Raw genomic sequence first — 23,775 nt, forward strand, 5'->3', positions numbered from 1 at the left:
GGAGGCGCAGGGCCACCCGTTGGGCTTCGCGCTGACGCCCTTCTTGGCGGCCTTCTTGGCGGCCTTCCTGCCGGCCTTCCTCTCGGCCTTCCTCCAGCCAAAGCGGCTGGTTCTTGGCGACAATCTCGCGATAGGCGCGGGTCTGTTCGAGTGGGGTCAGTTCACCGAGCATAACGAGGATCTCCTCTGTTAATCGAAGACGAATTCGTCAGCATCATCGGCATCCGCTGTTGTCGATGGCTGCGCCGGTTCGGCGTCCCTGTCCGAGTCGGACAGTTTCGGCTCAGTCAACGCCTCTGTGTCGACGGCCAGTTCCGATTCAGGCTCCGGCTCCGCCACCGGCTCCCAAGCATGCGCGATGCAACCCTCGGCGATCAAGTAACGCTCGCCCAGCTGCGGATCGATGTCGGCCAGCAGCGCATAGGTCAAATCCTTGATGCCAAAAGCCGTGTGCAGCAAGAACGAGAGCTTCTGGCGCTGATCGTCGCTGAGTCTGGCCCAGCGCTCGGCGCTGGGGATGAACAGCGCATCGGCACCGGTCAGCTCGGTGCTTTGCGGTTTCAAGAGGTCAGTGCGCTCGGGAAAATGGCTGGCGTGCGTCATGCTCTCGAAGCGGTAGAAGCGAAAGCCGTGGCGCGCGGCCCAGTGCTGCAGCTCGGCTAGAGTCGGCTGGCGCTCGTGGGTGGGCTGGAAGGCGATGCGCACCTGGATCAGCAGGCTGTCCTTGAGCGCCTGGTCGCCGTGCTCGAGGATGCTGTTGGCGTCGCTGAGGTCATCGAGGATGAGCCAGTCGAGACTCTCCAGTCCCTCGATCTGGTTGAGCGCGATCGTGTTGATCGGCAATTCGGTGAGCACGCGCGCGCCTTGCCGCTGGCATGTCGGCGGCAGTTGCTCCTCTGACAGCGGTTTCAGCGGACTGGAGAAGGCGGGGTCGAGGCAGACCCGCAGTTGCGCGGGCTGGCCGTCGCCGAGCACCGCGTGCTGGACCAGTTGCAGGTGCGCCTGATTGGCGAAACGCGCCGGCGATGGCAGGCGGCTGGCGGGGTCGAAGACCACCAGGCCGAAGGTATCGAGCGCCAGGAGGTCTTCCAGCCCCGGTTGCGTCAGCAGTCGCGCGCTGTTGTCGATGACCACGAGCCGGCCTGGGAGATCCCAGGAGAAGCGGGGCTTGGCGCGCCCGGTCGGCTGCGGGGCCGACTGCGCGTCGGTCTGGGCCGCCGCGCGCGCCGCCGAGGGGTGGGCCAGCGGCGCCGGCAGCGCCAGTTGCTCGGGCGCCGACTCGCCCTCGAACCAGACCTCGCCGTCGTCATCGAAACTCAACGCCGCCGCTGACTTGCCGGCGCAGTAGCGCTGCCAGATGGCGCGCAGCGCGCGGGTGAAGTGATTGGCAAAGCGCGCACCATCGCAGACCGGGGACGACTGCAGCACCTCGCGCAGGCTGCGACGAATGATCGCCAGGTTGTCGAGATCGCCGGCCAATTCGAGCACGCGCTGGTGATAGACCTCCCAACTCTCGGCGACCAGCTCCGGCAGGCCGGCGTTGATCAGATGCGTAGCGCTGTGGCGCCCGGCAAAGGTGGGGCCGGGATGGGTGACCACGGGCACGCCCATCAGCAGCGCCTCGCAGGTGGTCAGCCCGCCGGAGTACGGCCAGGGGTCGAGGGCGATGTCGACCTGGTTGTAGCACGCCAGCAGCACTCCATGCGCGGCGGGGCCTTCGATGCGCAGGCGCTCCTCGGTGATGCCGTGCGCCAGCAACTGCTCCTTGATGTGCCGCGTCAGCCCGGCATCATTGAACTGATGGCCTTTCAGATAAAGCCGGGAATTGCCGGTGGCCTGCAGCAGCTTGGCCCACTGCGCCAGCAGCCGATGATTGAGCTTGGTCGGGTTGTTGAAGCAGCCAAAGGTGATAAATCCATTGCGCCGCGCCGGCAGCTCGGCGACTGGCGGGGCATAGCGCGGCGGGTCGTAGCAGATATAGTCGTCCGGCAGGCGGATGAGTTTCTCGGTGTAATCCTCATCCACGCCAGGCGGCGTTTCCACCGCGTCCGAGAGTAGATAATCGATCGCCTCGACGCCGCTGGTATTGATCAAGCCGCCGACCCATTTCACGATCAGCGGCGCCGGCGCGCGGGCGACCGCCCGCATGCGGTTACCGGCATTATGGCCGGAGAGTTCGAGCAGGATGTCGATCTGATCGGCCTGAAACCGCGCGTAGACCTGATCGTCGCTTAGATAGGCGATGCTGTGCCAGACTTGGGCGTGCGCCTTCAGGCGCTCGGTGATCGGGTCTTCTGTGTTGCTGGAGGAATAGAAGAACAGCTCGAAATGGCCGGCCGGCAGCTGTTCGATGGCGCGGGTGATCATGGCGCCGACCGGATGCCCGCGAAACCCATCGGAGACTAGGCCCAGACGCAGCACGCGGTCCGGTGACCGATCGCTGGGCACGGGACGCCGCACCGGCGTCTTGGGCGCAAACAGCTCGTTCCAGCGCCAACAGGCCTCGGTGATCATCGCCGGCGGGATGTCGGGATGATAGTGCATCACGGTCAGCTTGTTGGAGTAGGCGTAATACGAATCCCTCTCGATCCGCGCGTAATGGGCAATCGCCTCATCGAAACGCCCGAGGTCCTTTTCGACATTGGCCAGGTTATTGGCCGCCGCGACGCTCTCTGGCTTCAAATCCAGCGCTTTCTTGAAGGCTGAGGCGGCGTGTTCGTATTGATACAGCCCTCTGTACGCATTGCCGAGGGTATTGAAGTTGTGCGCATCGTCGGGCGCATACTCACAGGCCAGTTCGGCGTGATGCACGGCCTCTGTATACTTGTTCTCCGAGTTCAGGAGACAGGCCAGGGAATCGTGCGCGTGGGCGTCCTTTGGCTTCTGTGCAAGGGCTTGTTCGAGAAGCTCGCGTGTGCGCGCATACTGGCCGAGATGGAAATGACAGTCGCCCAACAGGATCAGCAGCTCGGGATCATCCGGCTGCGCGCTCAGGGCCTGCTCGAGGTGAGGCAGCGCCGCCTCGAAGCGCTGCTCCTTGTGCAACCGCTGCCCTTTGGCCCGCGCCTTACTCGCCTGTTTGCGCGCCATGGCGTCTCGTGCCTGCTGTGCCATGCTTCGTTCTCCGGCGCCGCGCGCCTGATGCAGACAAAAAATCGGCCTCGCAAGGAGGCCGATCGGGTTAAAACCGTCGCACCGCTGGCGCCGTAGCGCCAGCGGCGTTCAGCCTGGGGTTAGCCGAGCAGCGAGAGCACGTTCTGCGGGATCTGGTTGGACTGGGCCAACACCGAGGTTCCGGCCTGCTGCAGGATCTGCGCACGCGTCATGTTGGCCACTTCCTTGGCGTAGTCGGCATCCTCGATCCGAGAACGGGCGTCGGAGAGATTGATCGAGTTCGTCTCCAGGTTACTGATCGCATCCATGAAGCGGTTCTGGATCGCGCCCAGGTTGGAGCGTAGGCTGTCGATCTGGTTGATCGCGTCATCCAGCCTCGCCATCGGATCGGTCGTGCCGCCACGACTCAGGTCGGTGAAGGCCATGGTGGTACCGTCAAGCTCGAAGTCGATAGTGGTAGTAGTTACATCACCTTCCGCCGGATCCAGGGAGATGTAGAAACTGGTGGTGACACCACTCTCGACCAGCAGACCGCGGGACGCCAAATTTTCGATTTCCGCCGTGTTGGTGGTGTTAATCGTTACTTCAGCAAAGAGATTCCCCTTGTTATCCATCTGAGCGGTCGTATTAAGAGTAATGCCGGCATCACTCATACCAATCCGCGCAGCGAGTTCGCCATCGAAATCGGCGGCCTCAGTGATAGTAATGGTGTCGACCTCAGTCGTCTCCCCAAAGTGACGGGTCAGCGCGGTGTTATCCGCGTCAATGCCGGCAGCGGTCGCATCAAAGTCGATCGTCGCCGAGACGGTACCACCAGCGCTCGTCACCTCAGCCGGGCCGGTGACATTGAAGGTGCCGATGCCGAGCGTCGCGGAGGTGATCTCCTCCATGCCGATATCGATCCGCTCGCCATCGTTGGCGCCGACTTGAATGCCGAGGTTGAAGTCCGTGCCCAGCACGGTGGTGCCGTTGAAGTCGGTCTCGGCCGAGATGCGGTCGATCTCCAAAAGCCGCTGGGAGATTTCGTCCTGGATCGATTGCAGGTCGTTGGCGCTGTTGGTGTCGTTGGCGGCCTGCACGCTCAGCTCGCGAATCCGCTGCACGTTGTCGTTGATCATGTCGAGCGCGCCTTCGGCGGTCTGCGCGATCGAGATACCATCGTTGGCGTTGCGCATCGCCTGGTTGAGGCCGGTGATCTGCGAGGTGAAGCGGTTAGCGATGGCCTGACCGGCGGCGTCGTCCTTGGCGGCGTTGATGCGCAGGCCCGAGGACAGGCGCTCCATCGCGGTGGTGAGGTCGTTCTTGCTGCCGTTCAGGTTCTGCTGGGCGATCAGCGAGGTGATGTTGGTGTTAATGACGGACATGATGTGCTCCTTCAGAGACGTGGTGAGAGCGTCAGGTCAGTGGCTGTCGCAAGGACCGCCAGGGCCTGTCGCAACGGCACCTGTGTTGGCCGTTGCTTTAGGTTAACGGCCGCGCCGGCGGAAACTTTAGGACGAGAATGTGATTTTCTTCACACTCGCCGCCGCGCGTGGGACGCGGCGCGGCGAGAGATGCCGAGCGGGGGCGTGGCGCGGCTACAGATAACGCACGGCGGTGATGGTCAGGCCGACGCCAGTGGCGATGAAGCCGACCAACCACAGAAAGTGGCGGTCGTGACGCTTGAGCATCTCATCGAAGCGTTTGTCGACTTACTTGAAGCGTTTATCGACCTGCTCGAAGCGCTTATCGACCTGTTCGAAGCGTTTGTCCATCTGCTTCTGCATCGATTCGATGCGTTTGTCGACCTGCTCGAAGCGCTGGTTCATGTCCGCGCGCATCGTGGTGAAGCGCTCGTCCATGCGGTCGAAGCCCTCGCGCATCAACTCGCGCTGGTGCTTGAGTTCTTCTTCCACCCGCACCATGCGCTCACGCAGTTCGATCTCGTAGACCGCCGTCGGCTTGCCAAGGCTCTGCTCGGCAAGCCACTCCCCGAGGTGGGTTTTGATGAAGACGATGTCTTCTTCGGCTAGAGCCATAGTGGTCGCGCTCGCGGTTGGTTGATGGCGCTGAGGCGTAAAGGCTAATGGAGCGCGGTGAGGCGGGCAAGGCGGGCGACCTAGTTGTTTGGCCCCGACACATCAATCAGTGCGGGTCAGCCGAGCGCAAGGCCTCGATCTGCGCGAGGCCGAGGCCCGTCGCCTGGGCGATCTGCGCGTCTGTGAGTACGCCCAGGGCGATGAGGTTGCGGGCCGTGGCCTGAGCGGTTTCCAGGCGGCCTTTCTGTATCCCGATCTGCTCACCTTCCTGGCGTCCTTCCTGACGTCCTTCCTGACGGCCTTGCTGGCGGCCTTCCTGGCGTCCTTCCTGGCGGCCTTCCTGGCGCTCGCGCTGTGCCCAGGTTTCCAGGTTCTCGGCTAACATGGTTTTGTCCTCGATGAGTGAATGGATGTGTGTGAGGTCGATCTGCGCGCCAAGTCGCTTGAGATGACGCTTGAGCCAGCGGGTGATGAGCACATCGAAGCGGGCCTTGTTCGGGTCGGCTTGGATCAGGCGCACCAGGCGATCGACGGCCGTTTGCAGCGAGGCGCGATCCCGGGAGGCGATCTCGACCTCGAACACACCGCTCAGGGGGCTGTCGATCAGGCTCAGTTGCTCAGGCGTGTAGCGGCCTTCGTCGATCAAATAGTAGCGCAGCTGCGGCTGGTAGGTGCGTAAGAACGGCGGTGGCTCGGGGCGGATCTGGTCGCGGATGTCCTCGGCGGCTGTCCACCGCGAGAGGCCATTGTAGAGCAGGATCGGTAGGATCGGCGGCAGGCCTTTAGCCGGCGTGGTGACCTGGGTCTTGAGCAGGTGCTGATAGAAGCAGGCGACGTAGTGGAGCATGCGCAGCGGCATGGTCGGATCGACCGTGGATTGGCATTCGATCAGCAGGTAGAGGAACACCCGTTCGGTGACGCCCTGCCAGTGTATTTGTACTGACCAGACGACGTCCTCGAAGCGCTCCTCGAACAGCGGCGTGATGTAGTTCCCGCTGTGGTTCTCGAGCGTCGAGAAATCCATCAGCGCGGCGATCTCGGCGGGGGCGAAGCCTTCGATCAGTTGCTGGACGAACTCGGGGTGGCTGAACAGCGCCTTGTAGCCGGTATCGTGGTGCTTGGCCATGCGTTGCAAGCCCCCGGGGAGCCCCCTGGCCTCAATGGAAAATCGTCTCGGGCGTCTCGGCGCTGAGGATGCGATCTAGCCAGGTTTCCAACTGCTCCAACTCGGCGGCTTCGATGCGCTCGCGGTGCGCTTGTGCCGCTTCGGGGCCGAATTTCTGAGTGAGTTGGCGCAGTAGTGTCCTGGCTTCGCCCTGCTGCACGCCCTGTTGCAAGCCCTGCTGCAAGCCCTTCTGAATCCCCGCGCGTTCAACGGTGGTCACATATGGCATACGCTGTTGCTCCTCGTAGGTATAGAGTTGTTGACGAAAGTCCGCCTCCAACGCCTCGGGCAGGCGGATCATCCAGTCGATGAGGCGGAAGAGTTCTAGGATCAAGGCGCGCTCATCGCCGCACTCGTACATCAAGCGGATCAGGCGGAATTTCCAGCCTTTGAGCGTTTCGGCGTCCTGGGTGACCTTGGCGCGGATCTGGGATTGGTGCTACTCGCAAGTGTAGCGCGGAACAGAAATCGTCCTATACTGCGCCGCCCGACACAATCCACAATCGACGAGGCCGATTTCGATGGCGAGTGCTCCCAGCCAGTCCCTGGAAACCTTTCCCAACCCCCAGCCCGAGCGCGACTATACGATCCGCATCCGCGTGCCAGAATTCAGCTGCCTGTGCCCCAAGACCGGCCAGCCGGATTTCGCCGAGCTGACCTTGGAATATGTGCCCGAGGCGGCCTGTGTCGAGCTGAAATCGCTGAAGCTCTATGTCTGGTCATATCGCGACGAAGGGGCCTTTCACGAGGCGGTGACCAACCGCATTCTCTCTGATCTGGTGACCGCCACGGAGCCGCGATTCATGCGTCTGACCGCCGATTTCAATGTCCGTGGCGGCATCTATACCACTGTGGTCGCCGAGCATCGGGCCGACAACTGGCGCGCGCCGGTACCGGTAACGCTGCCGTGACGCTCAGCGCCGAGGCGCGCTGCTGGATCGGCCTCGACCTTGGCACCTCCGGCTGCCGCGCCGTGGCGATCGATGCCGAGGGCGTGGTGATCGCCGCAGCGAAGACCGCGCTTGTCGAGCAAGACCCGCAGGCCTGGTGGAACGCACTCATCGAGGTGCTAGGCGCACTCGGCGCGTCGCTGAATGGCCACCGTCCGCAAGCCCTCTGCCTCGATGGCACCTCGGCGACGAGCAGGCCGGTTATCAGCGTCTATGCGCCTTGGGCGCGCCCTCGCCTACCCGCATCCTCAGCACCGGTGGCGGTGCCCGAAATCCGACCTGGAGCGCGATTCGCAGCCGCGTACTCGGGCTTGCGGTGGAAAGCGCACCGCAGCAAGAGGCCGCTTACGGCGCGGCCTTGCTGGCGCGCGGTGATTGGCACCCGTGAATAATTTGGCACAATGCACCTTTCTTAGAATCGGTTGTCATCGCCATGGCCCAGCAAGTCCTTAAGGTTCCGCCGACCAAGAACACCCTGCTCGCGCTGAAGAAGCAGACCAAGTTCCTCGAGGAGGGGCATGATCTCCTCGAGCGCAAGCGCGAGCTGCTCACGCGTCTGGTGTACGAGCGTATCGGCGAATACCGGCGCCTGCGCGAGGAGGCCGAGCGTGGGCTCGCCGAGGCCTATCGCTGCCTCGGTATCACCCATCTGCGCATGGGCAGTCGCGGCTTGAATCAGGCCGCGCTGGGCGCCGGGCCGGGGCTGCGCGTCGATATCCTGCCGCGACGCTCGCTCGGTGTGGAGTACCCGGCGGTGACCGCCAAGCGCCTGCCGATCAAGCCGGTCGGGCTCCTGGGCACCGATGCCAGCTTCGATAATACCCGCGAGCACCTGGCCGAAGCCGCCGTGCTCTTGGCCCGGCTTGGCGAGGTCGAGATCGCCCTCTATCGGCTGATGGAAGAGCAGCGCAAGGCGCAGAAACGGGTCAACGCGCTCAAGTACAACATCATCCCGCTCTATCAGCGCAGCATCCATTTCATCCAGTCCGCGCTCGAGGAAGAGGAGCGCAACACGCTATTCCAAGTCAAGGTGCTGCGCGAGCGGGCGATCGTCTGAGCCGCGCGCGCGACGAGCCCGCCATGAACAAAGACCAGCGCAGGGCGATCTTCGAGCGGTTACGCGCGGCTAACCCCAGCCCCACCACCGAACTCCATTACCGCTCGCCTTTCGAGCTGCTGATCGCCGTGATCCTCTCGGCCCAGGCCACCGACAAGGGCGTCAACAAGGCCACCAAGCAGTTGTTCGCGCGCGCCAACACGCCGGCGGCGATCCTGGCCTTGGGCGAGGAGGGTCTCAAGGCGCACATCCGCACCATCGGTCTTTTCAATAGCAAGGCCAAGCACATCCTCGCGACCTGTCGCCACCTGGTCGAGCAACATGGCGGCGAGGTACCGTCCGAGCGCGCCGCGCTCGAGGCGCTGCCCGGCGTCGGGCGCAAGACCGCGAACGTGCTCTTGAATACCGCCTTCGGCGAGCCGACCATCGCGGTGGATACCCATATCTTCCGGGTCGCCAATCGCACCGGGCTCGCGCCCGGCAAGACGCCGCTCGCCGTCGAGCAACGGCTGCTGCGGGCGGTGCCGAGCGCGTTCCTGCAGCATGCCCATCATTGGTTGATCCTGCACGGGCGTTACGTCTGCAAGGCGCGCACACCGGACTGCCCGAGCTGCATCATCTGCGACCTCTGCGAGTACACACAGAAGACGAGCGATGTTCAGTCAGGACCGTGACGCGCTACGCCAGACCTATCTCACCGCCTGGTGCAAGGCCCGCGCCGGCGAGCCGTTGGAGCCCGTCGAGCGGCAGATCGTCGAGGTGGCCGAGCAGCACCCGGAGTATCACCGGCTGCTGGAACAGGGCGAGACCGCGCTCGGGCGCGAGTGGCTGCCCGAGGGTGGCGAAGGCAATCCGTTCCTGCACATGGCGCTGCATATTGCTTTACAGGAGCAGGTCGGCACCGACCGACCGCCCGGTATCCGACGGCTGTATCAAGGCATGATCGAGTCCTGCCTAGGCGATGTACACGCGGCCGAGCACCGCATCCTCGACTGCCTGGCCGAGGCGATCTGGAAGGTCCAGCGCGATGGTCGCGCGTTCCGTCCCAAGGCTTATCTCAAATGCATCAAGCGCCGTGGGGCTGGCCAGCGCCCGCGCGATTGACCCCCCCGGGTTGTTCCCCGGTTGTTCCCCGGTTTTACCTGAGTGCCATGCTGTGCTATTAGTGATATGCCGTAGGTGCTTTCGTGAGGTCTGATCTCGAAGGCACGCAGACTTTAACATTCAAACATACAACGTTTTTTCGGAGTGGAACCCATGTCTAAGAACACCATGACCCCCGCCGCTGCCGTGATCGGTGCTGCCCTGGTTGGCAGTCTCTCTGCGGTCAACATGGCGCATGCGGCCGACAACCCGTTCGGTGCCGAGCAGCTCGACGGCGGCTACCTGATGCTGGCTGAAGGCAACTGCGGCGAAGGCAAGTGCGGTAACAAGGAGGATGGCGAGGGTAAGTGCGGTAACAAGGACGATGGCGAGGGCAAGTGTGGCGAGGGCAAGTGCGGCGGCGAAAGCTAATCCCCCCTGGATGCTAACGCACCCTGTTCATGGTGCCGGTCTCGGCCTGCGGCGCGCCTTCGCGGCCGCCGCAGCCGAGCAGCCACCCGCCGAGGTCGATTTCTGGGAGATCGCTCCTGAGAACTGGATGGGTGTCGGCGGCCGCTGGGGAAAGATCTTGCGCGATCTGACCGAGCGCTTTCCGTTCGTCTGCCACGGACTCTCCCTGTCGATCGGATCACCGGCGCCGCTGGACCTCGACTTCGTGCGCAAGGTCAAGGTCTTTCTCGATGCGCATCGGATTCGCGCCTACAGCGAACATCTGAGCTTCTGCTCGGACGAGGGCCATCTCTACGATCTGATGCCGATCCCCTTCACCGAGGAGGCAGTGGCCCATGTGGTCAGGCGCATTCGTCAGGTTCAGGACATCCTGGAGCGCCGGATCGCGCTCGAGAACGTCTCTTATTACGCCGCGCCCGGCCAACAGCTGAGCGAGCTTGAGTTCATCAACGCCGTGCTGCGCGAGGCCGACTGCGACCTGCTGCTCGATGTCAACAACATCCACGTCAACAGTATCAATCACGCCTATGACGCGAACGTCTTTCTCGACGGACTCCCCGGCGAGCGCGTGGTCTATGGGCATATTGCCGGGCATTATAAGGAGGCACCCGATCTGCGCGTCGATACCCATGGCGCCGATGTGATCGAGCCCGTGTGGGGTCTGCTGGAGCGCGCCTACCAGCGCTTCGGCGTGTTCCCAACGCTCTTGGAGCGGGATTTCAACATCCCACCGCTCGAGCAACTCACGCAAGAGGTGCAACGGATCAGCCAGATGCAAGCCGAACATCGCCCTCGGATCGCCGCCAACACCCGGCTGGAGCGGCTGGCTTATGCCTGAGTTCAACACCTCCACCACAGCGCATTCCAAGTCGCCGCCAGCGCCAATGCCAACGCCAGCTCCAGCGGGCTTCGCCGAGATCCAGCGAGCCTTCGCCGGCCATATCCGTGATCCGGAGGGAACGCCAGCGCCGGCCGACATCGAAGCGCGGCGCATGGCGATCTACCGCAACCTGTTCTTCAACAACGTCTCCTCGCTGTTGCGGCAGGGCTTTCCGGTCCTGTACCGCTGTCTCGGCCAAGCGCGCTGGGACAGGTTGATACGGCGGTTCCTGAGCGAGCACCGGGCGACGACGCCGCTATTTCCAAAGCTCGGCCAGGAATTGGTCGCCTATCTTGGCGAGGGACGCGACGCCCAGCCCGATGATCCGCCCTTCATGCTCGAACTCGCGCACTACGAGTGGGTCGAGGCCGCCCTGCTCTTCAGCGACGAGGAGGCGAGCCCGGATCTCGCTGATCCCAATGGCGACCTACTCGCCGGCGTCCCCGTGGTCTCGCCGCTGGCCTGGAATCTGAGCTACCGCTTTCCAGTCCACCGCATCAGCCCTGACTTCCAGCCACAAGCACCCGATTCGGAGCCGACCCATCTGGTGGTCTATCGCAATCGGGGCGACGAGGTCGCGTTCCTGAAGATCAACCTGGTCACCCAGCGCCTGCTGCAATTGCTAAAAGGCCAGGATCAGCAGGATCCGCAGACCGGGCTCGAGATCTTGAAGACCATCGCCACAGAGCTGCGCCATCCAGACCCGGAGCAGGTGATCGGCTTCGGCACGGGGCTGCTCGACGATCTTCGCCAACGCCAAATCCTACTCGGGACGCGCCGCCTCCTCGGCTGAGCGCCCGCCGCGATTCGGCGTCAGGATCAAACGATTGCGCTCATCATCGATGGTCATCTGATAGCGTCCGAGCACACTCATCCCGAGTAACCCCGGGGCGCCGAGCTTCTCCATCTCGAGGAAGGCGACGGCGACCCCGGGCAGGCGCTCGCCGTCGAGCCAGACCGCGTCCAGGGTGCCCATCAAGGCCTGGACACGACCGTTCGCGGTCTGCACCTCGCGGGCCTCGAGGCCATCGCGCGCGAGCCCCAGGGCGGCGATCATCGAGTCCGGCAGCACCACCGCGTCGGCACCGGTGTCGATCAGCAGCGCCCGATCGACGCGGCGCCCGCTCGCGCCTTCGAGCGTCACCCGCACCGAGTGCTGCGAGCCCTTGCGGAGGGTCTCGAGTTCGATCTGCCCCGCGCCTTCGCCCGCCTGCTCGCCGGATGGGGTATCGATCCGCACCTTGGGCGCCGGCGGCTGGCTGTTGGTGCGGCCGATGATGATCACCCGCTCGACCTCGCCGTTGGCCGCATGCACCAGGATGTGGTCGAAGCGCTCGAGCAGAACCCGCAGCCGGCGATACAGCCCGGCCTCCTCGGCCCGCCCGCGCTCGTCCTCGAGCACCTCGAGCCCGGAGATCGAGAACCCATGCGCCGCCGCCAGGCGATCCAGTTCCGGCGCGATCTCGACCTGAGCCGCCCGAGCGCCCTGCCAGAGGCCATCCCAGACGCCACCGAGGACGCCCACCAGGGCGAGCACGCTCCAGGCAAGGGCGCGAGCACAGGCAGACCGGCAGTGACATGTCATGAGATGGACCGACTCGCTCAGCAAAGATGGAAGTCCCACGGACGATAGGCTGTGAGCTTACCACTCACGCGCGCCGTCGGTTTCGAGCAGGCCTCGCGCTCCGGCGCTGGGCAAACGCCGCGCAAACGCATTTGCGGCGGCAGACCAAACCCTGATATCGTTCCCTGTTTACTCGAGCGCCGTGCACTGGATGGATGCCCAACCCATTTGCATCCCGCTTGGTATCCCCCTCCCCCACTCGACCACCTCGATGATGTTCAAGCGACCCTTGAGATCGAAGCCTCGGAGAGACCATCGTGAACGGGCCTGACGACGCCGGCAATCCATTGGCGACTGAACCCCCAGACAGCGGCAAGCAGTCGCCGCTCATGACCACCTACAAACGCCTGCCGGTGGCCTTCGAGCGTGGCGAAGGCGCCTGGCTCTGGGACCAAGACGGCCGACGCTACCTGGATGCGCTCGCCGGCATCGCCGTCTGCGGGCTGGGGCACGCGCATCCTGCGGTGCGCGATGCCCTCTGCGATCAGGCCGGCACCCTGATCCATACCTCCAACCTCTATCAGGTGCCGCATCAGGCCGAGCTAGGCGTCCGCCTGTGCAGTGCGGCTGGCATGGAGCGTGTGTTCTTCGGCAACTCGGGCGCCGAGGCCAACGAGGCGGCGATCAAACTGGCCCGCCTGCATGCCCACAAGCGCGGCGTGCAGAATCCCGCCATCCTGGTGATGGAGAACGCCTTTCATGGGCGCACCCTGGCGACGCTCACCGCGACCGGCAACCGCAAGGCCCAGGCCGGGTTCGAGCCACTGGTACAGGGCTTCGTGCGCGTGCCCTACAACGATATCGATGCCGTCGAGACCGCCGCCGAGAACCGACCGACTATCGTCGCCGTGCTGGTCGAGCCGCTCCAGGGCGAAGGCGGCGTCATCGTGCCGGACGAGGATTATCTGCAGCGCTTGCGCCTGCTCTGCGATCATCATGACTGGCTGCTGATGATCGACGAGATCCAGACCGGCATGGGCCGCACCGGGCGCCTGTTCGCGCACCAGTGGGGCGGCGTGAAGCCGGATGTGATGACGCTGGCCAAGGGGCTCGCGAACGGGGTGCCGATCGGCGCCTGTCTGGCCAGTGGCGCGGCTGCCGAGGTGCTCGGCCCGGGCAGCCACGGCTCGACCTTCGGCGGCAATCCGCTCGCCTGCCGTGCGGCCTTGAGCGTACTCGACACCCTCGAGAACGAGCATCTGCCCGCGCGCGCGGCTGTGCTCGGCGATCGCCTCATCGATGGTCTGCGCACGCGCCTGAACGGGGTCGCGGGCGTCGTCGACATCCGTGGCTGCGGACTGATGATCGGCATCGAACTCGATCGCCCCTGCGCCGAGCTGGTGCCGCTGGCCCTTGAACAGGGTTTACTCATCAACGTCACGGCGGGGTCGGTGGTGCGATTATTACCACCACTGATCATTGATGACGACCAGGCGACGCAGATCGTCGCGGCGGTCTCCGAGCTGATCCTAACGTTCCTAAGCGCCGATGCGCATGCCGCTGACGGAAGCCCCTCGTGACGACCGATACCACGCCGACCGGACCCAAGCATTTCCTCACCCTGCTCGATCTCGACGCGAGCGAGGCCGAGCGCCTGCTCGCGCGCGCGAGCGAGCTGAAGCAGCAACGCCAGCGCGGCGAGGACTATCGCCCCTTCGTCGGCTACAGCCTGGCGATGGTGTTCGAGAAATCATCGACCCGCACCCGCGTCTCGTTCGAGGCCGGCATGGCGCAGCTCGGCGGCAGCGCGATCTTCCTCTCGCCGCGCGATACCCAGCTCGGCCGGGGCGAGCCGATCGAGGACAGCGCGCGCGTCTTGTCGCGGATGGTCGATGCGGTGATGATCCGCACCTTCGAGCACGAGACCGTGACGCGCTTCGCCGCCCATTCCCGGGTGCCGGTGATCAATGGGCTGACCGACCGCTTCCATCCCTGCCAACTACTCGCCGACATGCAGACCTATCGCGAGCATCGGGGTGCGATCCGGGGCCGGCGCGTGGCCTTCATCGGCGATGGCAACAACATGTGTCATTCCTATATCAATGCCGCGCGCGTGTTCGGCTTCGAGCTGCGGATCGCCTGTCCGCAAGGCTTCGAGCCGGACGCCGAGATCCTGGCCTCGACGCCCGACCAGTGCAGCCTGACGCATGATCCGGCCGTGGCCGTCGAGCAGGCCGATCTGGTGGTGACCGATGTCTGGGCCAGCATGGGCCAGGAGAGCGAGCAAGCCGAGCGTCAGGCGCGCTTTGCCGCGTTCAGTGTCACCCCGGCGCTGATGGCCCAAGCGCGCGCCGATGCCCTGTTCATGCACTGTTTGCCCGCCCATCGCGGCGAGGAGGTCAGCGCCGAGGTCATCGACGGTCCTCAATCGGTGGTCTGGGACGAGGCCGAGAATCGGTTGCACGCCCAGAAGGCCCTGCTGGAGCTGCTGCTCGATCCTTCATCCCGCAGCGGCAGCGGCCGCTGATCATCGACCGTTCCACCTGCGATCACACCTCATGCCGCGCACGCGCTCTTCCCACGCCGCTCTTTGGTTCGCCCTCGCCCTTGCTGCCTCGGCCGTGGGGGCGGAGACGCGCTATGTCACCGACCAGTACGATTTCAACCTGCGCAGCGGCGAGAGCACACGCTACAAGATCCTGCGCCAACTCCCGAGCGGCACGCCACTCGACATCCTGGCTGTCAACCGAGACAGCGGCTATGCCCGGGTGCGCACCGAGGATGGTCTGACCGGCTACATCCTGCTGACCTATCTGCAGAGCGAACCCGCCGCCCGCAGCCAGCTCGAGACCATGGAGGCCAAGCTCGCGGAGCTGCAACAGGAGCCCGATAAGCTCGCCGCGCGGCTGAGCAGCCTGCAACGCGAGCACGGCCAGCTCGAGGACCAGGCCGAGGCGCTGAAACGCGAAAAACAAGACCTCGAGGCCGAGCTTGCCGAGATCCGCAACGCCGCGACCAATGCCATCCAAATCGACCGCGAGCGTCGCCAGCTCCAGGAGCAGGTCTCGAATCTCCTGCTCAAGGTCGATCAGCTCGAGCACCGCAATCTGGAGCTGAGCAATCAGACCCGGCAGCAATGGTTCCTGATCGGTGCTGGCGTCGTCGTTGGCGGCATCTTGATCGGACTCTTATTGCCCAATCTGCGCCTGCGCCGGCGGCGCAGCTCCTGGGGTAGCTCCTCGCTCTGAGCGCACTTTAGGGGATCACCAACGACATCCCCGGCGATAACGCATCCGGCGTCCGCAAGAGATCCCGATTCGCCTCGTAGATGCGTTGCCAGGCGTTGCTCTCGCCATAGACGCGCTCGCTGATGCGCGACAAGGTATCCGCCGGACGCACCACATAGAAGACGGGAGCCGTGATCGGTTCCGACCTCGGGTCGGCTGCAGGCGGCGTCGCACTGGGTGTGGAAGGCGCTAAGGGCGCGGAAGGCGCGGATTCGCCGGTGTTCGTGGCCGCCGGCATGGGCTCCGACGGCTCGGGCGCGGCCGGTGATGGCTCCAACGTGAAGCGCGCCAGCCGTGCCTCGGCGGTGGCTAGCCGGCGCTCGAGTTCAACGGTGTGTTGCAGAGCCTGAGTCTGGCGCGCCTTGGCGTTGGTCAGCTCGGTGTTGAGGCGTTCGATCTCGGTGGCGGCCTGGGCCTGGGCTTCGTCCATCGCCGCCGCCAGCTTTTCGGCCTTCTCGGCCCGGCGCCGCGCCTCATCGAGCGCGAGCTGCTGCTGTTGCAGACGTGCAGTGAGTTCGGCGAGGTTGCGTTGACAATCCGTCGGTAACGCTCGATTCGAGGCGTTCGATGGATCTGGCGCGGAAGCTGGCGGCGCGGAGGCTGGGAGCCGCTCTTCTAGGTTGGCCATCGAGCGCTGCAGTAGCGCCGTCTGCGCCGCCACCATGGCGCGCAGTTGCTCGGTCTCGGTGGTCAGTGCATCGAGTCGCTCCCGGACGCTGGCCTCGGGGATCGGTTCGCTGGCCGCCTCGGGCGTGGTGGCCGACGACAGCGAGACGGGCCCATCGGCCCAAGCAAAACCTGTGCCGAGCAGTGTAAGCAGCAACGTGCCCAGCAACGTGAGTAGCCTTAGGCCAGCAAGCCTTATGCGCATCGCGCACTCCCGAGCGTCCGCAACCAGCGCGCGACCGGCCCGATCACCCCCGCGAGCGGGCGCGCGAAGGCCCGCCCACCCTCGGACCCGAGCAAGCGCTGCAACAGCCGTTTCCGCGCCCGATAGCGAACCTTGTAAAGATCGGCGTCATCGCGTGCCGCCAGCAGATAGTCATCGCTGGTCTGGACACCATCGACCAAACCGAGGCTCAATGCCTGCTCGCCATGCCAATACTCGCCGGTCGCGACCTTGCTCAGATCGAGCGCGGGCCGATAGGCGGCGATGAAGGCCTTGAACTGGCCATGGGTCTCTTCGAGTTGCTCGCGCAGCTTGGCGCGGCCTTCATCGGTGTTCTCGCCGAACAGCGTCAGGGTGCGTTTGTGCTCGCCGGCGGTATGCAGCTCGAAGTCGACGCCTTTCTCCTGCAACAGGCGATGAAAATTGGGCATCTCAGCCAGCACGCCGATCGAACCGACCACGGCAAAGGGCGCGGCGAGAAGGCGGTTGGCGACACAGGCCATTAGGTAGCCACCACTGGCCGCGACCTTGTCGACGGCAATGGTCAGCGGGATGCCCGCGCTGCGCAACCGCAGCAGCTGCGAGGCGGCAAGCCCGTGCTCGTGCACGGCGCCGCCGGCGTTGTCGAGACGCACCAATACCTCGTCCTTCGGCGTCGCGGTGATCAACAGCGCCGAGATCACCTCGCGCAAGGCCCCGACCTCGCTCGCCATCAGGTCGCCGTGGAAATCGATCACGAACAGTCGGCGTTTATCGGCCTCCTCGGCCTTCGCGCGCGCCTTCTCGGCCTTGCGCTCGGCCTTGAAGGCCTTTTTGACGACCTTCGGCGGCAGGGTCGCGGCCTTGATCGTATCGGCCATGTTAGCATAACGCGTGTTCAGATCGACCACCTCCAAGCGGCTGCCGTCGTCATCATCATCCGCTCCCGCGCCGCCGGTTCGGGCGCGGAGCACGACGACCAGCAGCAGCCCGATCGCCAGTACCAGGGTCAGCGTCTTGGCCATGAACAGGCCGTATTGGATCAATGCGTCAATCAGGGTCATGCTTGTGGGGATCGCTGTGGGGGGGTCGTTGCTCGTGTGGGGCGCGGTGCCTTAGACCGCGATGGGGGCGCGAATGGGCGAATGCGGATCATAGCCCTCAAGGCTGAAATCCTCGAGCCGATAGGCGAACAGACTCGACGGCCGGCGCAGGATGTGAAGACGCGGCAGCGGACGCGGCGCGCGGCGCAGCTGCTCGAAGACGATCGCCTCGGTGAGGTGATTGCGATACAGATGCAGATCGCCGAAGGTATGCACCAGCTCGCCGACCCGAAGATCAGCCTGCTGCGCCATCAGCTGCGTGAGCAGCGCGTAGCTGGCAATATTGAAGGGCACGCCCAGGAAGAGATCGGCGCTGCGTTGATAGAGCTGACAGGACAAGATCCCATCCTGCACATAAAACTGAAACAGACAGTGGCAAGGCGCCAATGCCATGCGCCCGTTCGCGGCGTTCTCGCGCGGCGAGCGGCCGGGCTCCGGCAGCACGGCCGGGTTCCAGGCCGTGACCAGCAGCCGGCGCGAATCTGGATCATGCTGGATCTGCTCGAGCACCTGGCTGAGCTGATCGAGGCGGTCACCGCTCGGCGTCGGCCAGCTGCGCCATTGCGCGCCATAGATCGGACCGAGTTCGCCGTCGTCGGCGGCCCACTCATCCCAGATGCGTACGCCCTGCACATTCAGGACGCGGTTGTTGGTGGAGCCGGAGAGGAACCAGAGCAGCTCGGCGAAGACGCTCTTGGTGTGGATGCGCTTGGTGGTGACCAGCGGAAAGCCGGCATTGAGATCGAAACGCACTTGCCGACCGAACACCGAGCGCGTGCCAACCCCGGTGCGATCGGCCTTGTCGTGGCCGTTCTCGACCACGTCGCGGAGCAAGTCGAGATACTGTTGCATACTCGGAGCACGGCCAGCGGCAGCAACGCCGCCCGCGAGCCGTGTCTATTTCTGTGCCGGTTTCAGCAAGATGGATTTTCCCTGCATGGCCTCGGGCTGGGGCAGGCCCATCAGCTGCAGCACGGTCGGGGCAACATCCTCGATGCTACCGCCGATGCGCAGCCTCCAGCCTACCTCATCGACCACCAGGCAGGGCACCGGATAGACCGTGTGGCGGGTATGCGACTCGCCGGTCAGGGGGTCGATCATCTCATCGCAGTTGCCGTGATCGGCGGTCAGCAGCACCGAATAGCCTTGTTCCTGGGCGCTCTCGATGACGCGACCCACTTCCTGATCCAGCGTCTCGACGGCCTTCAGCACCGCCTCGCGCACGGCGGTGTGCCCAACCATGTCGCCGTTGGCGAAGTTGACGACGATGAAGGCATAGGCCTGGCTTTCGAGCGCGGCGATCACTGAATCCGCAACCTCGCGCGCGGACATCTCTGGTTGCAGATCATAGGTCGCGACCTGCGGAGAGGGGATCAGGCTGCGCTCCTCGCCCGGGAAGGGATCGCCACGACCACCGTTGAAGAAAAAGGTCACATGCGCGTACTTCTCGGTCTCGGCGCAATGGAACTGCGGCAGGCCGGCATCGCTGAGCACCTCGCCGAGCACCACCGGTGGCATCTCGTGACCGAAGGCGCTCGGCAGCCCGTACCAGGGATCGTACTCCATCATGCAGGTCAGGTCGGCGGCGCTGAAATCACCGCGCTCGAAGTCATTGAAATCGCGGTTGTAGAGGGCCGAGACGATCTGGCGTGGTCGATCCTTGCGGAAGTTGAAGAAGATCACCGGATCGCCGTTCCGAATGCGCTCGCCGCCCGCGATCAGGGTGGGTCGGATGAACTCATCATCCTCATCGGCGGCATAGGCCTGCTCGATCGCCGCGCGCGCCGACTCGGCCTCACGCCCCTGGCCGTGGACCAGCGCCTCGAAGGCGAGCTGGGTGCGATCCCAGCGCTTGTCGCGATCCATCGCGTAGTAGCGTCCGCTGACCGTAGCGATGACGCCGCCTGCGGCCGCGAGCGCCTCGTCGAGTGCGGCGAGGTAGCTGAGCGCCGAACGCGGGGCGGTATCGCGACCGTCGGTGATCATGTGCACGGCTGGACGCGCGCCCTGGTACTTGGCGAGCTTGATCAGCGCATTGAGGTGCCGGACATGGCTGTGCACACCGCCATCGGAGACCAGCCCGATCAGATGCAGGGGACGACCACGCTCGACCGCGCGCCGTGCCGCAGACTGCAGCACCTTGTTGTCGAAGAAGCTGCGATCCGCGATCGCGTCATCGACCAACACCAGGTCCTGACGCACGGTGCAGCCCGAGCCCAGCGTCATGTGGCCGACCTCGGAGTTGCCCATCTGGCCTTCCGGCAGGCCAACGGCCCGTGCCGAGGCCTGCAGCACCGTATGCGCGTTGTGCGCGAACAGGCGATCAAAATTCGGCGTGTGCGCGAGTGCCACGGCATTGTTCGCCTTGCTGGGATTCGTCCCAAACCCGTCGAGAATGATCAGTACCACTGGACGCCGTGGTAGCTCGAAACGGTTGCCCATAGTCTCTCCGTGGATAAAGTCAGACCGCTTGCGGTCTCGATAAGGGTTCGGATTACAACAATAAGAGCCGGTCCCGGTTTATCATGGGTCGATGTCGGTCTACGCGAGCCTTGGGAGCGACGCGCAGGCGGCATCGAACATAACCGAACTGAAGCGCGCATTGTAACGCGGCGCGCCGCTTCGTCGCCGAGTTCGCGTCTCGAAAGCGCGGCGGCGATACCGCGCCCGCGTTGCCAGTGCCTCAGTAACCGATCCATAGCGCCCGGAGGAGACATGCCCGATCGAATCATTGCCTTCGTCATGGCCGGTGGCCAAGGCTCACGCCTACAACCGCTGACCGCCGCCCGTTCCAAGCCCTCGGTGCCCTTCGGCTCGCGCTACCGCCTCGTCGATTTCGTGCTCAGCAACCTGATCAACTCGCAGATTCGGACCATCTATCTGCTGGTGCAATACAAGTCGCAATCGCTGATCGAACATGTGCGCAAGGCCTGGACCATCTCGCCCTTGCTCAAGGATCAGTTCGTTACCGTGGTGCCGCCGCAGATGCTGCTCGGTGAGTCCTGGTTCCAGGGCACCGCCGACGCGGTGAATCAGAATCTCAACCTGATCGAGGAGCACGGACCGGATCTGGTCGTGGTGTTCGGCGCCGATCACATCTACCGCATGGACATCTCGCAGATGGTCGCGTTCCACAAGGAGCGCGAGGCCGATGTGACTATCGCCGCGCTGCCTGTCCCGCTGGAGGACGCCAAGGGCTTCGGTGTCATCGCCGCCGATGCCGACGGTCGGGTCGAGGCCTTCCAGGAAAAGCCGGCCAACCCCTCGCCGATGCCCGATGACCCCGATAAGGCCTATGCCTCGATGGGCAATTACATCTTCACCACCGAGGTGCTGCTGCGCGCCCTGCAGGACGCGCAGCAAGCCGGTGAGACCGACTTTGGCCAGCATGTGCTACCGCGCTTGCTGGCGAGCAAACACCGGCTGTTCGCCTATGACTTTGCGACCAATGTGATTCCCGGCATCAATGCCTACGAGGACCGTGTCTACTGGCGTGATGTCGGCAGCATCGACGCCTACTTCAACGCCCACAAGGATGTGCTGGGTGCCGAGCCGGTGTTCGATGCCTTCAATCCGGACTGGCCCATCTACTCGAGCAACTACCAGGGGCCGGTTGCGCGCGTGCTCGGCGGGCAGATCGACAACACCCTGCTCGGCGCCGCGACCATCATCCACGATGGTACCCGGATCAAGAACTCGATCATCCGCCGCGAGGCGGTCATCGACGAGGGCGCCGAACTCGAGGACTGCATCATCATGGACTATGTGCATGTCGGCAAGGGCGCGCGTCTGAAGAAGGTGATCGTCGACCGCCATAACGCCATTGAGCCGGGCGCGGTCATCGGTTACGACCGCGAGGCCGATGCCAAGCGCTACAAGGTCTCGAGCGGCGGTGTCACTGTGGTTCCGGCTGGGCAGCCGCACATCTTCGCCCGCGCCGTCGTCGGTCGCCAGGGTCACGGGTATTCCGAGTAGACAGGAACAGGGGAGACGCTGATCAAGCAGCGCCTCCCCTCTTCTTTAAGGTGGCTGGATCAGCCAACGCTCGTGGCGGCACGCGCTGCCTGAGCCTCTTCGCTGTCTTCGTCCGTGCTCTGCCCAACGCGGGCCAACTCGTCCTGATAGGCATGATTGACCCGGTCGCGAAGCTCCTTACCTGGCTTGAAATGCGGAACATGCTTGCCCGAGAGCGCGACGGCGTCGCCGGTCTTGGGATTGCGGCCGACGCGCGGTGGCCGGAAGTGGAGCGAGAAGCTGCCGAAGCCCCGGATCTCGATGCGCTCGCCGGAGGCCAACGCACCGCTCATCTGCTCCAGGATGCAGCGCACCGCGAGCTCGACGTCTTTATAGGCGAGGTGGTTTTGCTCCCTCGCGAGAATCTCGATGAGCTCGGATTTCATCATAGCGGATAGCCTGCAATAGCGATGCAAGAGCCCGGCACAGGGTGCCGGGCGAATGCTCACAGGGAATGACGTCTGCGAGAGTGCAGCGGTGTCAGTCCTTCGCGGCCTCTTCCATCTGTTGCTTGAGGATATCCCCGAGCGTGGCCGTGCCGGCCTGCGCCTCGCGCGCATAGCCCTTGATCGCGGCCTGCTCGTCGGCCATGTCCTTGGCCTTGATCGAGAGCGAGATGCTGCGATTCTTGCGATCGACGCCGAGGAACTTGGCCTCGACCTCCTCGCCAACCTTCAGCACCGCGCGCGCATCCTCGACGCGGTCGCGCGAGATCTCGGAGGCGCGCAGATAGCCCTCGACGCCATCGCCTAGGTCGATATTGGCGCCCTTGGCGTCGACCTCGGTGATGGTCCCGTTGACGATACTGCCCTTCTCGTGCACCGCGACGAAGCTCGAGAACGGGTCCTTGTCGAGCTGCTTGATGCCGAGCGAGATACGCTCGCGCTCGGGATCGACCGAGAGCACCACGGTCTCGACCTCATCGCCCTTCTTGAAGCTGCGCAAGGCATCCTCGCCGGATTCATCCCAGGAGATGTCCGAGAGATGGACCAGGCCATCGATACCGCCGTCGAGGCCGATGAAGATGCCGAAGTCGGTGATCGACTTGATCTGCCCGGCAACGTGATCGCCTTTCTTGTGGATGGCCGAGAACTCGTCCCAGGGGTTGGACTGACACTGCTTGATGCCGAGCGAGATGCGGCGACGCTCCTCGTCGATATCCAGCACCATGACCTCGGCGTCGTCGCCGACGCTGACGATCTTGCTCGGATGGACGTTCTTGTTGGTCCAATCCATCTCGGAGACGTGCACCAGCCCCTCGACGCCTTCCTCGATCTCGACGAAGCAGCCGTAGTCGGCAATGTTGGTGACCTTGCCGAAGACGCGGGTGCTTTCCGGATAGCGACGCGAGATATTGACCCAGGGGTCTTCGCCCATCTGCTTGAGCCCGAGCGAGACGCGCTGGCGCTCGCGATCGAACTTGAGCACCTTGACCATGACCTCTTGGCCGATCTCGACCACCTCGGACGGGTGCTTGACCCGACGCCAGGCCATGTCGGTGATGTGCAGCAGGCCGTCGATGCCGCCCAGATCCAGGAAGGCGCCATAATCGGTCAGGTTCTTGACCACGCCGTTGAGTTCCAGCCCTTCCTCGAGCTTCTCGAGCAGCTGCTCGCGCTCGGCGCTGTACTCTTCCTCGACCACCGCGCGGCGCGAGACGACGACATTATTGCGACGCCGATCGAGCTTGATCACCTTGAACTCGAGGTCTTTGCCCTCGAGGTAGGTGGTATCACGCACCGGGCGAATATCGACCAGCGAGCCCGGCAGGAAGGCGCGCACGCTGCCCAGCTCGACGGTGAAGCCACCCTTGACCTTGCCGTTGATCTGGCCGGTGACCGTCTCGCCATCGTCGAACGCCCGTTCGAGCTTGTCCCAGGCGGCGAAGCGCTTGGCCTTCTCGCGCGAGAGGCGGGTGGCGCCGAAGCCGTCCTCGACCGCGTCCAGCGCGACCTCGACGTCATCGCCGATGGCGACTTCCAACTGGCCCTCGGGGCTGAGGAACTGATTGCGTGGAATGATCCCTTCCGACTTGAGTCCGGCATTGACGATCACGGAGTCGGCGGTGATATCGACGACCTGGCCGGTGACGATGGTGCCAGGTTGGAGCTGGGTATTGGTTAGGCTCTGCTCAAAGAGTTCGGCGAAGCTTTCGGTCATGCTGTGAATGTTCCTGGCGTCCCACGCCATCTCCCGGTGTT

Annotated in this window: 24 protein-coding genes and 1 pseudogene; 13 read left to right on the forward strand and 12 right to left on the reverse strand. The window is 64.3% G+C overall.

Annotation, left to right across the window (positions count from 1 at the left end; translation table 11 throughout):
* On the forward strand, window positions 1–193 hold a 193-nt coding region (locus AC54T3_RS02015; protein ID WP_496621898.1), incomplete at its 5' end, for a hypothetical protein.
* Here AC54T3_RS02015 and AC54T3_RS02020 read toward each other — a convergent pair.
* From AC54T3_RS02020 to AC54T3_RS02040, 5 genes and pseudogenes are all read right to left on the reverse strand, one after another.
* The gene (locus AC54T3_RS02020; RefSeq protein ID WP_496621900.1) at window positions 190–3,114 is read right to left on the reverse strand and encodes an O-linked N-acetylglucosamine transferase, SPINDLY family protein; all 2,925 of its coding nucleotides are present in this window, start codon (window positions 3,112–3,114) and stop codon (window positions 190–192) included. The two genes, AC54T3_RS02015 and AC54T3_RS02020, sit on opposite strands and share 4 nt — an antisense overlap.
* 119 nt (window positions 3,115–3,233) lie before the next feature.
* Window positions 3,234–4,478, reverse strand: coding sequence for a FliC/FljB family flagellin (locus tag AC54T3_RS02025; protein ID WP_496621902.1), 1,245 nt, complete (start codon window positions 4,476–4,478; stop codon window positions 3,234–3,236).
* A gap of 213 nt (window positions 4,479–4,691) precedes the next feature.
* Window positions 4,692–5,132: pseudogene (locus AC54T3_RS02030) on the reverse strand (hypothetical protein).
* Window positions 5,133–5,238: 106 nt separating this feature from the next.
* Window positions 5,239–6,258: an Rpn family recombination-promoting nuclease/putative transposase gene (locus tag AC54T3_RS02035; protein WP_496621903.1), complete on the reverse strand. Its 1,020-nt coding sequence runs from the start codon at window positions 6,256–6,258 to the stop codon at window positions 5,239–5,241.
* A 31-nt stretch (window positions 6,259–6,289) separates the two neighbouring features.
* Window positions 6,290–6,658, reverse strand: a complete 369-nt coding sequence (locus tag AC54T3_RS02040; protein WP_496621905.1) for a DUF4351 domain-containing protein — start codon at window positions 6,656–6,658, stop codon at window positions 6,290–6,292.
* Between the two features lie 160 nt (window positions 6,659–6,818).
* Here AC54T3_RS02040 and queF point away from each other — a divergent pair, with 160 nt between their 5' ends.
* From queF to AC54T3_RS02080, 8 genes are all read left to right on the forward strand, one after another.
* The gene (gene queF, locus AC54T3_RS02045; protein ID WP_496621907.1) at window positions 6,819–7,208 is read left to right on the forward strand and encodes a preQ(1) synthase; all 390 of its coding nucleotides are present in this window, start codon (window positions 6,819–6,821) and stop codon (window positions 7,206–7,208) included.
* Window positions 7,205–7,639: a hypothetical protein gene (locus AC54T3_RS02050; protein WP_496621908.1), complete on the forward strand. Its 435-nt coding sequence runs from the start codon at window positions 7,205–7,207 to the stop codon at window positions 7,637–7,639. The genes queF and AC54T3_RS02050 overlap by 4 nt, the downstream gene beginning before the upstream one ends.
* A gap of 41 nt (window positions 7,640–7,680) precedes the next feature.
* Entirely contained in the window at window positions 7,681–8,304 is a 624-nt protein-coding gene (locus AC54T3_RS02055) for a V-type ATP synthase subunit D (protein ID WP_496621910.1), read from the forward strand.
* A gap of 23 nt (window positions 8,305–8,327) precedes the next feature.
* Window positions 8,328–8,978: an endonuclease III gene (gene nth / locus AC54T3_RS02060; protein WP_496621912.1), complete on the forward strand. Its 651-nt coding sequence runs from the start codon at window positions 8,328–8,330 to the stop codon at window positions 8,976–8,978.
* Window positions 8,959–9,408 carry a DUF1841 family protein gene (locus tag AC54T3_RS02065; protein WP_496621914.1) on the forward strand — a complete coding sequence of 150 codons (450 nt, stop codon included), beginning with the start codon at window positions 8,959–8,961 and terminating at the stop codon, window positions 9,406–9,408. The genes nth and AC54T3_RS02065 overlap by 20 nt, the downstream gene beginning before the upstream one ends.
* A gap of 153 nt (window positions 9,409–9,561) precedes the next feature.
* Complete coding sequence (locus AC54T3_RS02070) at window positions 9,562–9,819, forward strand: HvfA family oxazolone/thioamide-modified RiPP metallophore (RefSeq protein ID WP_496621915.1); 258 nt, start codon at window positions 9,562–9,564, stop codon at window positions 9,817–9,819.
* 10 nt (window positions 9,820–9,829) lie between these two features.
* Window positions 9,830–10,696, forward strand: a complete 867-nt coding sequence (locus tag AC54T3_RS02075) for an HvfB family MNIO-type RiPP peptide maturase (RefSeq protein ID WP_496621916.1) — start codon at window positions 9,830–9,832, stop codon at window positions 10,694–10,696.
* Complete coding sequence (locus AC54T3_RS02080; RefSeq protein WP_496621917.1) at window positions 10,689–11,531, forward strand: HvfC family RiPP maturation protein; 843 nt, start codon at window positions 10,689–10,691, stop codon at window positions 11,529–11,531. Before AC54T3_RS02075 ends, AC54T3_RS02080 begins: the two co-directional genes overlap by 8 nt.
* Here AC54T3_RS02080 and AC54T3_RS02085 read toward each other — a convergent pair.
* The gene (locus AC54T3_RS02085) at window positions 11,502–12,275 is read right to left on the reverse strand and encodes a retropepsin-like aspartic protease family protein (protein ID WP_496621918.1); all 774 of its coding nucleotides are present in this window, start codon (window positions 12,273–12,275) and stop codon (window positions 11,502–11,504) included. The genes AC54T3_RS02080 and AC54T3_RS02085 overlap by 30 nt on opposite strands.
* A 416-nt stretch (window positions 12,276–12,691) precedes the next feature.
* On the opposite strand from AC54T3_RS02085, the gene AC54T3_RS02090 reads away from it, so the two are divergent.
* From AC54T3_RS02090 to AC54T3_RS02100, 3 genes are read left to right on the forward strand one after another with little or no spacing between them, the layout of a single operon-like run.
* Complete coding sequence (locus AC54T3_RS02090) at window positions 12,692–13,882, forward strand: aspartate aminotransferase family protein (protein ID WP_496622085.1); 1,191 nt, start codon at window positions 12,692–12,694, stop codon at window positions 13,880–13,882.
* Complete coding sequence (argF, locus tag AC54T3_RS02095; RefSeq protein WP_496621919.1) at window positions 13,879–14,829, forward strand: ornithine carbamoyltransferase; 951 nt, start codon at window positions 13,879–13,881, stop codon at window positions 14,827–14,829. The genes AC54T3_RS02090 and argF overlap by 4 nt, the downstream gene beginning before the upstream one ends.
* A 31-nt stretch (window positions 14,830–14,860) precedes the next feature.
* Complete coding sequence (locus AC54T3_RS02100) at window positions 14,861–15,550, forward strand: TIGR04211 family SH3 domain-containing protein (RefSeq protein WP_496621920.1); 690 nt, start codon at window positions 14,861–14,863, stop codon at window positions 15,548–15,550.
* 7 nt (window positions 15,551–15,557) lie between these two features.
* Here AC54T3_RS02100 and AC54T3_RS02105 read toward each other — a convergent pair whose 3' ends face one another.
* Genes AC54T3_RS02105 through gpmI form a run of 4 tightly spaced genes read right to left on the reverse strand, consistent with a single transcriptional unit; the run spans window position 15,558 to window position 20,002 of the window.
* Complete coding sequence (locus AC54T3_RS02105) at window positions 15,558–16,460, reverse strand: LysM peptidoglycan-binding domain-containing protein (protein WP_496621921.1); 903 nt, start codon at window positions 16,458–16,460, stop codon at window positions 15,558–15,560.
* Window positions 16,451–17,521: a protease SohB gene (gene sohB / locus AC54T3_RS02110; protein WP_496621923.1), complete on the reverse strand. Its 1,071-nt coding sequence runs from the start codon at window positions 17,519–17,521 to the stop codon at window positions 16,451–16,453. The genes AC54T3_RS02105 and sohB overlap by 10 nt, the downstream gene beginning before the upstream one ends.
* A gap of 51 nt (window positions 17,522–17,572) precedes the next feature.
* Window positions 17,573–18,412 (reverse strand): thymidylate synthase, encoded by an 840-nt coding sequence (locus tag AC54T3_RS02115; protein WP_496621924.1) that lies wholly within the window; start codon window positions 18,410–18,412, stop codon window positions 17,573–17,575.
* A gap of 45 nt (window positions 18,413–18,457) precedes the next feature.
* The gene (gene gpmI / locus AC54T3_RS02120) at window positions 18,458–20,002 is read right to left on the reverse strand and encodes a 2,3-bisphosphoglycerate-independent phosphoglycerate mutase (RefSeq protein WP_496621926.1); all 1,545 of its coding nucleotides are present in this window, start codon (window positions 20,000–20,002) and stop codon (window positions 18,458–18,460) included.
* A 273-nt stretch (window positions 20,003–20,275) separates the two neighbouring features.
* On the opposite strand from gpmI, the gene AC54T3_RS02125 reads away from it, so the two are divergent.
* Complete coding sequence (locus AC54T3_RS02125; RefSeq protein ID WP_496621928.1) at window positions 20,276–21,535, forward strand: glucose-1-phosphate adenylyltransferase; 1,260 nt, start codon at window positions 20,276–20,278, stop codon at window positions 21,533–21,535.
* A gap of 59 nt (window positions 21,536–21,594) precedes the next feature.
* Here the strand turns inward: AC54T3_RS02125 and ihfB are convergent, their stop codons facing one another.
* Together ihfB and rpsA are read right to left on the reverse strand one after the other, a co-directional pair.
* Window positions 21,595–21,963: an integration host factor subunit beta gene (ihfB, locus tag AC54T3_RS02130; RefSeq protein WP_496621930.1), complete on the reverse strand. Its 369-nt coding sequence runs from the start codon at window positions 21,961–21,963 to the stop codon at window positions 21,595–21,597.
* Between the two features lie 91 nt (window positions 21,964–22,054).
* A complete protein-coding gene (rpsA, locus tag AC54T3_RS02135; protein ID WP_496621932.1) occupies window positions 22,055–23,764 on the reverse strand; it encodes a 30S ribosomal protein S1 in 1,710 nt (569 codons plus the stop codon).
* Window positions 23,765–23,775: the final 11 nt, after the last annotated feature.

This window comes from Halochromatium sp. NSM3 (assembly GCF_059621085.1).